Raw genomic sequence first — 13,883 nt, 5'->3', positions numbered from 1 at the left:
AGGGGAGGTACAAGTCAATACGGCTCCCAGCGCAGTTTTCGTGCTTTCTCGAATCGCTCTTCTACGTATGGCCAGTTGACGATATTCCACCAGTTTTCTACATACTTGTCTCGCTGGTTTTGATACGCCAGGAAATAGGCATGCTCCCAAACGTCCAGAACCAGTAGCGGAATCACATCCCACTGTGACAGGTTCTGATGCTTTTCGGCTGTAAGAATCTCCAGATGATGTGCTCGCGGGGACCAAACGAGGATCGCCCACCCAGGACCTTCTACCTTTTCAGCCGCCTGACTAAATTGTCTCTTAAATCCGTCATACGAACCGAAATACCGATTGATTGCCGCGGCGAGATCAGCAGATGGAGTGTTACCGCCATTTGGACTCATGGATGGCCAAAAGATGGTATGCAAGTAATGACCGGCCCCATTAAAGGCTAGCTCGCGTTCCCAATGGCGTATGAGATCAAAGTTGCCACTTTCTCGAGCCTCTGCTAGCTTCCGCTCTGCTGTATTGAGATCGTCTACATACTTTTGGTGTAGCTTATTGTGATGGATTTGCATCGTGGCTTCATCGATGTACGGCTCTAAAGCGTTGTAGGCATAAGGGAGTGGAGGGAGTGTATGTCGGCCGAGGGCCACGGGGCGAGCCGCACGGACTGGCTCACGTGCACCGGGATAGGAAACGGGGGCTGGCATTACAGGCACTTGCTCTTCTTCCGCCACCGCTGGCTGTGGATTCATTGCTTCCTGAACAGGTTCCCTCACGTCTGCTTCCACATGCTCATCTTCACTCAACTGAGCCAGGCGCAAAAAATGATGGAATTGTTCCTGCACCTGTTCTGCGCGAGTGATGAGAGCAGGGAGCTCGTCGACTTCTTTTGTCGAATCAAGCTTTGATGCTTGCCTTCCGATCAGCGTAAATGTTTCTTCAAATTTGTGCAGATGCCGTTCGAGTTCTCGATTCAGTGTTTTATGTCTGCGTAAATGCTCGATCCATTGTCGGCCCCATTGGCTCCAGTCCAGCAAATTCTTGGCTTCTTCTACCAAAAGATTCTCCTCCTCGTGGGCACATCATCTCTCCCCAGATTATGAAGGGCGCCTAGAGAAGGTGCGACATTTGCGGAGTACAAGAAATTTCATCTCCGCATATGGTAGTAGCACAAATGTTTGAGTGGTATGCTGTACTATATTCATTTCAACAGGGGAGACACATTAGCATGAGTAGAGAACGAGCGATTGCCGTTATTGATTCAGGAGTGGGAGGATTAACTGTTGCGAAGGAAGTCATGCGTCAGCTACCCGAAGAACGGATTGTTTATGTAGGCGATAATGCCCGTTGTCCGTATGGCTCCAAATCGCCGGAAGAGATTCGTGCCTACAGTTTTCAAATGATTGATTTTGTGATGCGTACACCGTTAAAAGCATTGGTGATCGCTTGTAATACGGCGACTGCCGTTGTGCTGGAGGAAGCGATGGGAGATTTGCCGCTGCCGGTCATCGGGGTGATCGACCCAGGGGCACGTGCGGCTGTTCAAGTGACGAAAAACGGAAGGGTCGGTGTCATCGGGACGGAAACGACCATTCGTACCAAAGCGTATGAACGTGCGCTTTTACGGATTCAACCTGATCTGTACGTCGCAGGCATGGCTTGCCCCGCATTTGTGCCGCTGGTGGAGAGCCATATGGCGAACTCGGAGGAAGCAAGAAGAGTCGTAAAAGAAACGCTCGCTCCGTTCTTACACGAAGATTTGGACACGTTAATTTTGGGCTGTACACACTATCCGTTGCTAGCACCAGTCATATCAGAAGTGATGGGAGATCGAGTTCGTCTGATCAACTCAGCTGAGGAGACAGCGCGAGAATTGTCCCTGCAAATCGCGACGGACGCCGAAAGCAAGCAAATAGAGCGCCCGAAACATCTGTTTGTAACGAGTGGGGACGCTCACAAATTCCGGATCATTGCAGAAGAATGGCTGGATTGCAAAGTGAACGTCCAGCACCACTCATTGGAAAAATCCGTCCAGCCCTGATGGAAGATCTTGTCTGGCGAAACAAACTTTAAACGCATAAACCCAAGCCTAGCTCGTATACATGGTAGTACAAAGTGTCTGGAGGAGGCTGGGGAAATGAAGATAAGGCACATCGGGAAAATGACGGCCGTGCTGGGGGTTAGCGCAGTGCTTTTGTCGGGCTGCGGTCTCTTTGGCCCGGAAAAGGAAACGATTAGTATTGATGCACCACCACAGTCAGAGGTATCAGTTGATTTGCCAAACGGCACGCCGTCCCCGGATGCTGCAAAAGACGGTGCACAACCGGTCGTTCAGGAGACTGGAGAGAGAATGGTTTACTTGCAGGATGCTAACGGATATATCGTTCCTGTCTCGATGACTCTTCCGAAATCAGAAGGTCCCGCCAAACAAGTATTGAACTATATGGTAAAAGGTGGTCCGGTCGAGAGCATGCTCCAGAGTGGCTTCTCTGCTGTCTTGCCGAAAGGGACAGAAGTAAAAGGACTTGTCATCAAAAGCGGCGTAGCCACCGTCGATTTTTCCAAAGACTTCAAAACGTACGAGGAGAAAGACGAGAAGAAAATTGTCGATGCAGTCACCCGGGCGTTGACAGAATTCAGCAACGTCAAGACTGTGCAAATTTGGGTAAACGGCACGCCGTTGACAGAAATGCCAGCAGCCAAAACACCGATCACGCTATTAGACCGGAATCAAGGAGTCAATCTCGAATTGGGCGATGGGGCCGTACCAGGAGATACCTCCACTGTGACGGTTTATTTCCAAGGACAGCTGGATGATACACGTACGTATTATGTCCCAGTCACTCGCCTGGTTCCTGAAACGGCTGACATCGCCAAAGCAACCGTTGAAGAGTTGATCAAAGGACCGAAACAAGGATCGCAGCTATTTAGCTCCTTGCTCCGTACGACACGTGTTCTGAATGTGAAGCAGGAAAAAGATTTGGTGACGGTCGATTTGAGCAGTGACATCCTCAAGTATGACGATGGCAAGGAAGCGAGCCCAGAGGCCCTGCAATCGCTCGTCTTGTCATTGACAGAAACGACAGGAGCGAAGCAAGTGCAGCTACTGGTGGAAGGAAAACCGCTAGATAGTGGCGAGTTCACCAAGCCAGTGAGTCGCCCGGTTCAACTCAATCCCATACAGTTGTAATGACCGAGCCACGCCCGTATTAACGAGCGTGGTTTTTGTTCGTGATTTGCTTGCTGTCCCTGCACGTACAGAGCCGAAGCGAAAAAGGAGAAGGAAGTGACAAGAATATTTGCAATTAACGTAAATAGGGAAGAGGCGTTTGTGCAGTGGCAGATCGTTTCCTGCGTCTGGTATAATGAGCGGAGTGTAACAAAGCGATTTAGGAGGAACTTGGAATGAGAGTGGATGGCCGTGCCCATGATCAATTGCGCCCCGTAACCATTACGCGCAATTATATTAAACACGCAGAAGGATCGTGCCTGATTGAAGTCGGAGACACAAAGGTGATTTGTACGGCGACTTTGGAGGACCGGGTACCGCCTTTTATGCGTGGTGGCGGGAAGGGCTGGATCACAGCCGAGTATTCCATGCTTCCCCGAGCAACAGCGACCCGCAACGCGCGTGAGTCGTCCAAAGGAAAAGTCGGTGGAAGAACGATGGAGATTCAGCGTCTGATCGGGCGTGCTCTGCGCTCCGTTGTGAACCTTGAAGCTATGGGTGAACGCACCATTTGGCTGGATTGCGATGTCATCCAGGCAGATGGGGGTACAAGAACAGCTTCGATTACTGGGGCCTTTGTGGCAATGGTAGACGCGATGCAAAAGCTAGTGGACAGTGGCACCTGGAAACAGCTGCCGCTCAACGATTTCCTGGCAGCGACCTCAGTAGGGGTGGTCGGCGAGGAAGCAGTGCTTGATCTCAACTACAAAGAAGATTCTACAGCGATTGTCGACATGAATGTCGTCATGACGGGAAAAGGAAAGTTTGTCGAACTGCAAGGAACAGGCGAGGATGCTCCATTTTCTCCTGAACAGCTACAAGAAATGATTGCCCTTGCGAAAATCGGCATAGACAACTTGATTAACAACCAAAAAGAGGCGCTGGCTGATGTTTCGCTCTCTTTTGCACAATCGGTAGTGGAGGAAAGTCATGCCTAATCGAAAAAAAGTCGTTCTCGCAACACGTAACCAGGGAAAAGTGAAAGAATTCAACAGGCTGTTCGCAGAGGCAGGCTGGGAAGGAATTAGCCTCGCTGAATTTGAAGGTGTGCCTGAGGTAGTAGAAGACAAAGACACCTTCGAAGGAAACTCGCTGAAAAAAGCAATCGAAATCTCTACATACTTGAACATGCCAGCCCTCGGTGACGATTCTGGTCTGGAAGTAGATGCGCTGGAAGGACGCCCTGGTGTTTACTCCGCACGCTTCGCCGGGGAAGATGCAACAGACGAGCAGAATTGGCGTAAATTGTTGAAAGAGCTGGAAGAAGTGTCGACAGAGGAACGCACAGCTCGCTTCCGTTGTACATTGGCGCTGGTGATTCCAGGCGAAGAGCCAATCATTGCCACTGGTGCTTGTGAGGGTGTCATCGGCCGTGAGCCAAAAGGGACAAACGGCTTCGGGTACGATCCGGTATTCTACATCCCCTCGATGGACAAAATGATGGCCGAACTCATGCCAGAAGAAAAGAATCAGATCAGCCACCGCGCTCGTGCCATGCAGCAACTGCTTGACATCATCAAGTAGACAAGTGAGAAAACAGGAGAGTGAGGCGTGATGGGAATTCTCATCATGAGCGATAGCCACGGCTTGGTTCGGGAAGTAAGCCAGGTCGTCAACCGACATCATGTCGAAAAGATTTTGCATTGTGGCGATTTTTGTGTCGACCACAAGCGCGAGCCGTTTTCCAACATGACGCTTGTCCGAGGCAATTGCGATTCGACACAAGAGGTGCCGACTGAGCAAGAGACCAAATGGCGCGACCTTCACATCCTGCAAACGCACGGGCATCTTTTCGGAGTGAAAGGCTCTCTTCTGCGCCTTCATTACCGTGCAGAAGAGGTCGGGGCAAATGTAGTCGTATTCGGTCACTCTCATGTACCAGCCTGTGGCGTAGAGAGAGACATCTTGTTTCTGAATCCGGGTAGCCTGCAAATGCCGCGCGGATTTCACGTACCGACATATGCTCTTTTAGAAGAGACAGGAACGAGTACAACTGAAGTTTACATATCTGTCGACTTTTATGACCATCTAGGCAACGCGGTTCCGCAATTGGGAGGGAACTATTCTATTCGCCGCCAAGCGAGGTCTTCTTGAAAACTAAAAGATTTGTGCTATACTAGAATGGTTATAATGGCTAGAATATTATCATCCGAGCCTGCGAAGATACCATGGCGCGGCTGGCGATGTTCTGTTGATTCGATTTAGGAGGGGAAGTTTACGTGGCAGCAAATTGGGAAAAGGTAGAGAATAACCAGGGAGTCCTGACGATTGAAGTAGATGCTACGCAAGTAGACGCAGCATTGGATCAAGCGTTTAAAAAAGTGGTTCAAAAAGTTCAAGTTCCAGGATTCCGCAAAGGAAAAGTACCACGCAAAATGTTCGAATCCCGTTTTGGTGTAGAATCTCTGTACCAAGACGCTCTTGACATTCTGCTTCCAACTGCATACGGACAAGCTGTTCGTGAAGCTGGTATTGAGCCAGTAGATCGTCCAGAAGTAGACGTAACGCAAATGGAACAAGGGAAAAACCTGATCTTCAAAGCGACTGTAACTGTGAAGCCTGAAGTGAAGCTGGGCGACTACAAAGGTCTGTCCATCGAAGAAAAAGACTTCTCTGTAACAGAAGAGAGCGTTGACGCTGAACTGAAGCGTATGCAAGAGCGTCATGCTGAGCTCGTAGCAGTAGAAGAGGGTGCTGCACAAACAGGCGATATCGCTATCATCGATTTCGAAGGCTTCCAAGACGGAGTCGCTTTTGAAGGCGGTAAAGCAGAAGATTACTCTCTGGAACTGGGTTCCGGTACTTTCATCGCAGGGTTCGAAGAGCAATTGGCTGGTCTTTCCATCGGCGAAGAAAAAGAAATTACCGTAACTTTCCCTGAAGAGTACCACTCTCCTAACCTCGCTGGTAAAGAAGCGGTATTCCAAGTGAAGCTGAACAGCCTGAAGCGCAAAAACCTGCCTACTTTGGATGATGAGTTTGCCAAAGACGTGAGCGAGTTCGACACGCTGGAAGAGCTGAAAGCAGACACCAAGAAAAAACTCGAAGAAAAAACAGCGCAAGAAAAAGATCAATATGTTCGTGAACAGCTCGTTCTGAAAGCAGCTGAAAGCGCTGAAATCGATCTGCCAGAAGTAATGGTTGAGCATGAATTGGATCAAATGGTAAATGAGTTTGGCCAACGTCTGCAATACCAAGGAATGACTCTGGAGCTGTACTACCAGTTCTCCGGTATGGATGAGAGCCAACTGCGTGATCAATTGCGTGCAGACGCAACATCCCGCGTTCGCACTTCCTTGACTTTGGAAGCGATCGGTAAAGCAGAAAACATCGAAGCAACAGAAGAAGACGTAAACGCAGAACTCGATAAACTGGCTGGCGTATACGGCCGCCCAGCAGATGAACTGCGCAAAATCTTCTCCGCACAAGATGGCATGGTTGCTCTGTACCGCGATGTGCAAACTCGCAAAACAGTAGATTTGCTGGTTGCAGAAAGCAAAGTAACAGCATAAGCTTAGAAGAACGCATGACTGGTCAGTGGGCAGGCTAACCCTGAGCACTGGTTGTCAAGACCACAAGGCACGAGTGTATCGTGCCTTGTTTTTCCACCATTGACTTTTTTCGGCAAAGGAGGAAAATACATAATGCTGATCCCTATGGTCATCGAGCAAACAAGCAGGGGCGAGCGCTCCTACGATATTTACTCGCGCCTCCTGAAAGACCGGATTATTCTCTTGGGCACCGAGATTGATGATGAAATTGCCAATCTGGTTGTCGCCCAGTTGCTGTTCTTGCAGGCAGAAGATCCGGACAAAGACATATCGCTATACATAAACTCTCCAGGTGGTTCTGTTACAGCAGGAATGGCCATCTATGACACCATGCAGTACATCAAACCGGATGTGTCCACGATTTGTGTGGGCATGGCTGCCAGCATGGGTGCTTTCTTGTTGGCTGCTGGTGCCAAAGGCAAGCGCTTCGCTCTGCCAAATGCCGAAGTGATGATTCACCAGCCACTCGGTGGTGTGCGCGGGCAAGCAGAAGACATCCGCATTCATGCGGAATGGATCATGAAAACGAAGCGCCAGCTGAATGAGATTTTGTCTGAGCGGACAGGTCAGCCTTACGAACGCGTAGAGCAAGATACAGACCGCGACAATTTCATGAGCGCAGAAGAAGCAAAGGCCTACGGATTGATTGACTCTATTATTGAACGCAAAAACTGACCCGTTGTGAGGTGAAGCGCATGTTTAAGTTTAACGACGACAAAGGCCAACTGAAGTGTTCCTTCTGCGGCAAGTCCCAGGAACAGGTGCGCAAGCTGGTAGCTGGTCCTGGTGTTTACATTTGTGACGAATGTATCGAACTGTGCAATGAAATTGTACAGGAAGAGCTGGGTACTGAAGAAGAAATCGATATGAAAGAAATTCCAAAGCCAGTGGAAATTCGCAAAATCTTGGACGACTATGTTATCGGTCAAGATATGGCGAAGAAGTCCTTGTCTGTAGCGGTGTACAACCACTACAAACGGATTAATTCCGGGGCGAAGATCGAGGATGTGGAGCTGCAAAAATCCAACATTATGCTGATCGGTCCGACTGGTAGCGGGAAAACGTTGCTCGCGCAAACATTGGCGCGCATTCTGAATGTACCTTTCGCGATTGCGGACGCAACTTCTCTGACAGAAGCAGGCTATGTGGGCGAAGATGTTGAAAACATTTTGCTCAAGCTCATCCAGGCTGCTGACTATGATGTCGAGAAGGCTGAAAAAGGAATCATTTACATCGACGAGATTGATAAGGTAGCCCGCAAATCGGAAAACCCATCCATCACACGTGATGTATCTGGTGAAGGCGTTCAGCAAGCGCTCTTGAAAATTTTGGAGGGTACAGTTGCGAGTGTTCCACCACAAGGCGGACGCAAGCATCCTCATCAAGAGTTCATCCAAATCGACACCTCGAACATTTTGTTCATTTGCGGCGGTGCATTTGATGGCGTCGAGCAAATTATCAAGCGTCGTTTGGGTAAAAAAGTCATCGGTTTCGGTGCAGACTTCGGCGATGGCGTAAAAGGCGATCTGAAAGCCGGAGAATACCTGAAATACATTTTGCCGGAAGACCTGCTGAAATTTGGTCTGATTCCGGAGTTCGTCGGTCGTTTGCCAGTTCTGGCTACTTTGGAGCCGCTGGATGAGGAGACGCTCGTGCGTATCCTGACAGAGCCGAAAAACTCGTTGGTGAAACAGTACCAAAAATTGCTGAGTCTCGACGGTGTTGAGCTGGAGTTCGATAACGGAGCGCTCATGCAAATCGCCAAAGAAGCGATTAAGCGCAACACGGGTGCGCGCGGACTGCGTGCGATTATCGAACAAATCATGCTCGATATGATGTATGAACTTCCTTCCAGAGAAGACGTCAACAAGTGCGTGATTACCGAAGAAACGGTACGCGACAAAGTGAAGCCGCAACTGTTGACCAAGGAAGGCCAGGAATTGCACGAAGAAACAGCATAAGCATCGTATACAAAAACCATCTCGTTATAAGCGAGGTGGTTTTTTTGTTGTTGGTTTACGTCCACGCTTGCGGGGCAATACTACTTGATATCGTTCAAGAGAAGCTTTTACATATGCACAAAGCGGTTATGAACGTGATCCCCTCTCTTCGGGGGATAAAAGTTGACCGTAAGCGAAGACGCATGGGAGGGACTGCATATGGACTATACGACATTGGTCATTGCTGTCATTGAAGTGGTTGTTGGTATCGTGATCGGCACCTACTTTTGGAACTTGTTGCGAGCGCAGAGAAACACGAAAACCTCAACCGAAAAGGAATCACGCAAGGATCTTGATTCCATTCGTAAAATGAGAATGGTTGCGTTGACAGAACCTCTGTCAGAGAGAACAAGACCAGCGACTTTGGAAGAAATTGTAGGACAGGAAGATGGGCTTCGTGCGTTGCGTGCCGCTTTGTGTGGTCCCAACCCGCAGCATGTCATTATTTATGGACCGCCTGGTGTAGGCAAGACCGCAGCGGCTAGGGTTGTGCTGGAAGAAGCGAAGAAAAATCAGCTATCCCCGTTTACTTCGGATGCCAAGTTTATTGAAATTGATGCGACGATTGCTCGTTTTGATGAGCGCGGGATTGCTGACCCGCTAATCGGCTCTGTCCATGATCCTATTTATCAAGGAGCAGGCTCGCTTGGGCAGGCGGGTATTCCGCAGCCAAAGCCAGGAGCTGTGACGAAAGCGCACGGTGGCATGCTTTTTCTTGATGAAATAGGGGAACTTCATCCTGTTCAAATGAATAAATTACTAAAAGTTCTCGAAGATCGCAAAGTCATGCTGGAAAGTGCTTACTACAGCGAGGAAAATAACCAGATTCCTTCGCATATTCATGACGTTTTCAAATACGGTTTGCCCGCCGACTTCCGTCTGGTTGGAGCGACGACGAGGTTGCCAGAAGAACTACCTCCTGCGCTTCGGTCCCGTTGCCTGGAAATCTTTTTCCGCCCATTGAAGGCTGGAGAAATTGGGAGTATCGTGCGTACGGCCGTGCCTAAAATGAATATGAATATAGAAGACGGCGCTGTTTCCGTAATCGAGCGCTATGCGACCAATGGACGTGAAGCGATCAATACACTGCAAATCGCTGCTGGAATTGCCTTGACTGAAGAGCGCAAGGATGTCCAGACTGCCGATGTGGAATGGGTGATGCACAGTAGCCAAAAATCGCCGCGTCCCGAAAAGCAGGTGCATGATACGCCCCAGGTCGGATTGGTCAACGGTCTTGCAGTGTATGGTCCAAACATGGGCAGTGTGATGGAGCTGGAAGTGACTGCTTCTCCTGCCGCTGTCCCAGGTCAAGGTCGAATGGCGATGACAGGAATGGCTGAGGAAGAGGAGATGGGCAGCCGCACTCGGACAATTCGCCGAAAGTCGATGGCAAAAGGATCGATCGAAAACGTTTTGACTGTCCTGAACAGAATGGGTGTTCGCCCGTATGATTATGATCTGCATATCAATTTTCCAGGGGGCATCCCTGTCGATGGGCCTTCAGCAGGAATTACCATTGCAACGGCGATCTACTCGGCGATTCTGAATCAGCCTGTCGATAATTTACTGGCTATGACTGGTGAAGTGAGTATTCATGGGAAGGTAAAGCCAGTTGGGGGTGTAGTCGCGAAGGTGGAGGCAGCCAAACAAGCCGGAGCGACCAGAGTCATCATTCCACAGGAAAACTGGCAAAGCATTTTTACTGACATGAAAGGGATTGAGGTCATTCCAGTGTCCACGGTCTCTGAAGTAATCGAGCTAGCTGTACCGCAAGCTGCCATGCAAGAAGAAGAGGCGCCAGGATTTACTTTGCAAATCCCGGCAGAGGATCTCGCTTCCTCTCCGGTATCACTGTAACAGTCGGGTATGCTCGCGGATTAGACATCGGATTGTGTTTGCGCTACAATGGAAAAAAGCTTCTGCTTGCAAAGAGCCTGAGGCCTTGCCCGGCCTGAAACGAGCTCCACAAAAATGATTGCGTATGATCTTTTTTGTCTCTTTTTTTGGGGCCGGGCGGGCGTTTAAAAAACGGCTTTGAGGGCCGTTTTTGTCTGTTATAAGGCTCTTTGTAAGAGGGTAGATCAACAAGGAGAGGTGCATCCGCTTGGGCGAACGTTCCGGTAAACGAGAATTACCGCTTCTCCCGTTGCGAGGATTGCTTGTTTATCCGACAATGGTACTCCATTTGGACGTTGGACGGGAAAAGTCCATCCGCGCATTGGAGCAAGCCATGGTAGACGATAACAAGATTTTGCTTGCGACACAGGAAGAGGTCCATATAGAAGAGCCAGATGCTGAGCAAATCTACAGTATTGGTACCGTTGCGCGTGTAAAACAAATGCTGAAGCTGCCGAATGGGACAATCCGTGTATTGGTAGAAGGCTTGCAACGCGCGAAGATCGAGGAGTATCTTCAAAAAGAAGAGTATTTCGTCGTGTCGATTACATATTTGCAAGATGAAAAAACAGAACAAAACGAAGTGGAAGCTTTAATGCGTTCCTTGCTGGGCCACTTTGAGCAGTACATCAAGCTGTCCAAAAAGGTTTCTCCAGAGTCGTTAACCTCTGTGCAGGATATTGAGGAACCGGGACGTTTAGCCGATGTGATTGCTTCGCATTTGCCGCTCAAGATGAAGGACAAACAAGAAATTTTGGAGACGACGAACATCAAGGAACGTCTCGAGATTCTTTTGACCATTTTGAACAACGAGCGCGAGGTACTAGAGCTAGAGCGTAAGATCGGCAACCGCGTGAAGAAACAAATGGAGCGCACGCAAAAGGAATATTACCTGCGTGAGCAAATGAAAGCTATCCAAAAAGAGCTGGGCGACAAGGACGGACGCCAAGGTGAAGTAGATGAGCTGCGTGCCGGGCTCGAAAAATCAGACGCTCCTGAGCGGATCAAAACGAAGATCGAGAAGGAGCTCGAGCGTCTGGAAAAGATGCCGGCGACTTCGGCGGAAGGCTCGGTCATCCGCACGTATATCGATACCTTGTTTGCACTGCCTTGGACGAAGACGACAGAAGACAATCTGGATATTCAGCATGCACAGCAAGTTCTCGATGAAGATCATTACGGCTTGGATAAACCAAAAGAGCGCGTCTTGGAGTATTTGGCTGTACAAAAGCTGGTAAACTCCATGCGTGGACCGATCCTTTGTCTGGTAGGTCCTCCGGGTGTCGGGAAAACTTCTCTGGCCCGTTCCGTAGCGCGTGCAATTGGGCGCAATTTCGTTCGCATTTCCTTGGGTGGAGTACGCGATGAAGCAGAAATTCGCGGACACCGCCGCACTTATGTAGGTGCTCTCCCAGGACGAATCATACAAGGAATGAAGCAAGCTGGCACGATTAATCCTGTCTTTTTGCTGGATGAGATCGACAAGCTCGCATCCGATTTCCGCGGAGATCCTGCGTCTGCTCTGCTCGAAGTGCTCGATCCAAACCAAAATGATAAATTCAGTGACCACTATATCGAAGAGACCTATGATTTGACGAACGTCATGTTTATTACGACCGCAAACAGTCTCGATACGATTCCGCGTCCGCTTTTAGACCGGATGGAGGTCATCTCGATTTCCAGCTATACAGAACTGGAAAAGCTGAACATTTTGCGCGATTACCTTTTGCCGAAGCAAATGCAGGATCACGGCTTGGGCAAAGATAAGCTGAAAATGAACGACGATGCGATGCTGAAGCTCGTTCGTCTGTACACGCGAGAAGCGGGTGTTCGCAACCTCAATCGCGAAGCAGCCAACGTATGCCGCAAAGCTGCCAAGCTGATCGTGAGCGGTGAGAAGAAGCGCGTCATGGTTACGGTCAAGACGTTGGAGACGCTGCTCGGCAAACCGCGCTTCCGCTATGGACTTGCGGAGAAAAAAGATCAAGTGGGCTCCGTTACGGGTCTCGCTTGGACACAAGCAGGTGGAGATACGCTGAATGTAGAAGTCAGCATTTTGCCTGGAAAAGGAAAGCTCACCCTGACAGGGAAACTGGGTGACGTCATGAAGGAGTCTGCGCAGGCTGCGTTCAGCTATATTCGCTCCCGTGCAGATCAGTGGGGAATTGATCCGTCCTTCCACGAGAAGAACGATATCCACATCCACGTTCCAGAAGGGGCAATTCCAAAAGACGGTCCGTCTGCTGGGATTACCATGGCAACCGCGCTCGTATCCGCCCTCACGAAAATCCCTGTGAAAAAAGAAGTGGGGATGACCGGGGAGATTACGCTGCGAGGTCGGGTTCTGCCAATTGGTGGGCTGAAAGAAAAATGCATGTCTGCTCACCGCGCAGGTTTAACCACGATCATTTTACCAAAAGACAATGAGAAGGATATCGAGGATATCCCAGAGAGCGTACGCGGTGAACTGACATTCTATCCAGTTGATCATTTAGATGAAGTGCTGCGTCACGCGCTAACTAAACAGCCAGTAGGTGACAAAGCATGAAAGTAACATCATCAGAGTTTATTATCAGCGCGGTTGGACCGAAGCAGTATCCTACGGATGGTCTCCATGAGATCGCGCTGGTAGGACGCTCTAACGTAGGAAAATCATCACTGCTCAATAAAATGATGAACCGTAAAGGGCTTGCCCGGATCAGTTCTCGTCCGGGGAAAACCCAGACATTGAATTATTTCCGTGTGAATCAAATGCTTTACTTCGTTGACTTCCCGGGTTATGGGTATGCAAAGGTAGCGAAGACGATCAAGGAACAATGGGGAAAAATGATCGAGGGCTATTTGAAAAACCGGAAAGAGCTTCGCTTTATTATTCAACTGGTCGATATTCGCCATGCTCCGAGTAAAGACGATGTTGCGATGTACGATTGGTGCAAGCAAATCGGAATCCCAACCGTAGTCGTAGCGACGAAAGGTGATAAAATCGCTCGCGGGCGTTGGCTACAGCATACGAAAATCATCCGTCAAAGCCTGAATTTGCGCGGGGATGATACGATCATCGTATTTTCCTCGGAGACAGGTCAAGGCAAGGATGAGCTGTGGGCAGAAATCATGCGTCGTATCCGTGCTGGAGAGGAAATGGCCAGGGAGACCGCTGCCAAGGCTGAGGAGACTACTCCAGTCAATGAGTAATTCTTAGACCCAATTCGTCGTGGGGAA

At 49.5% G+C, this 13,883-nt stretch carries 12 protein-coding genes; 11 read left to right on the top strand and 1 reads right to left on the bottom strand.

Going from position 1 to position 13,883, the window contains the following annotated elements; genetic code table 11:
- Positions 1-14: 14 nt before the first annotated feature.
- Positions 15-1,046, bottom strand: coding sequence for a superoxide dismutase (locus C7R93_RS14125; protein WP_106839405.1), 1,032 nt, complete (start codon positions 1,044-1,046; stop codon positions 15-17).
- 170 nt (positions 1,047-1,216) lie between these two features.
- On the opposite strand from C7R93_RS14125, the gene racE reads away from it, so the two are divergent.
- From racE to yihA, 11 genes are all read left to right on the top strand, one after another.
- Positions 1,217-2,029 carry a glutamate racemase gene (gene racE / locus C7R93_RS14120; RefSeq protein ID WP_106839404.1) on the top strand — a complete coding sequence of 271 codons (813 nt, stop codon included), beginning with the start codon at positions 1,217-1,219 and terminating at the stop codon, positions 2,027-2,029.
- Between the two features lie 96 nt (positions 2,030-2,125).
- On the top strand, positions 2,126-3,178 hold the full coding sequence (locus tag C7R93_RS14115) for a GerMN domain-containing protein (RefSeq protein WP_106839403.1): 1,053 nt from the start codon (positions 2,126-2,128) through the stop codon (positions 3,176-3,178).
- Positions 3,179-3,393: 215 nt separating this feature from the next.
- Positions 3,394-4,155 (top strand): ribonuclease PH, encoded by a 762-nt coding sequence (gene rph, locus C7R93_RS14110; protein ID WP_106839402.1) that lies wholly within the window; start codon positions 3,394-3,396, stop codon positions 4,153-4,155.
- Positions 4,148-4,741, top strand: a complete 594-nt coding sequence (locus C7R93_RS14105; RefSeq protein ID WP_106839401.1) for an XTP/dITP diphosphatase — start codon at positions 4,148-4,150, stop codon at positions 4,739-4,741. Before rph ends, C7R93_RS14105 begins: the two co-directional genes overlap by 8 nt.
- A 30-nt stretch (positions 4,742-4,771) precedes the next feature.
- Entirely contained in the window at positions 4,772-5,311 is a 540-nt protein-coding gene (locus tag C7R93_RS14100; RefSeq protein ID WP_106839400.1) for a metallophosphoesterase family protein, read from the top strand.
- 125 nt (positions 5,312-5,436) lie between these two features.
- On the top strand, positions 5,437-6,729 hold the full coding sequence (gene tig / locus C7R93_RS14095; protein WP_106839399.1) for a trigger factor: 1,293 nt from the start codon (positions 5,437-5,439) through the stop codon (positions 6,727-6,729).
- A 132-nt stretch (positions 6,730-6,861) separates the two neighbouring features.
- Positions 6,862-7,443: an ATP-dependent Clp endopeptidase proteolytic subunit ClpP gene (gene clpP / locus C7R93_RS14090; RefSeq protein WP_007722241.1), complete on the top strand. Its 582-nt coding sequence runs from the start codon at positions 6,862-6,864 to the stop codon at positions 7,441-7,443.
- A gap of 20 nt (positions 7,444-7,463) precedes the next feature.
- Positions 7,464-8,729 (top strand): ATP-dependent protease ATP-binding subunit ClpX, encoded by a 1,266-nt coding sequence (clpX, locus tag C7R93_RS14085; protein WP_007722243.1) that lies wholly within the window; start codon positions 7,464-7,466, stop codon positions 8,727-8,729.
- Positions 8,730-8,927: 198 nt separating this feature from the next.
- Positions 8,928-10,625 (top strand): ATP-dependent protease LonB, encoded by a 1,698-nt coding sequence (lonB, locus tag C7R93_RS14080; RefSeq protein ID WP_106839398.1) that lies wholly within the window; start codon positions 8,928-8,930, stop codon positions 10,623-10,625.
- 247 nt (positions 10,626-10,872) lie between these two features.
- Positions 10,873-13,212 carry an endopeptidase La gene (gene lon / locus C7R93_RS14075; protein WP_106839397.1) on the top strand — a complete coding sequence of 780 codons (2,340 nt, stop codon included), beginning with the start codon at positions 10,873-10,875 and terminating at the stop codon, positions 13,210-13,212.
- Positions 13,209-13,856, top strand: coding sequence for a ribosome biogenesis GTP-binding protein YihA/YsxC (gene yihA / locus C7R93_RS14070; protein ID WP_106839396.1), 648 nt, complete (start codon positions 13,209-13,211; stop codon positions 13,854-13,856). The genes lon and yihA overlap by 4 nt, the downstream gene beginning before the upstream one ends.
- The last annotated feature ends 27 nt before the right edge of the window (positions 13,857-13,883 follow it).

Origin of the sequence: Brevibacillus fortis, assembly GCF_003013395.1 — a bacterium.
Lineage (GTDB): Bacteria > Bacillota > Bacilli > Brevibacillales > Brevibacillaceae > Brevibacillus > Brevibacillus fortis.
This window is presented reverse-complemented; position numbering and strand designations above follow the sequence as displayed.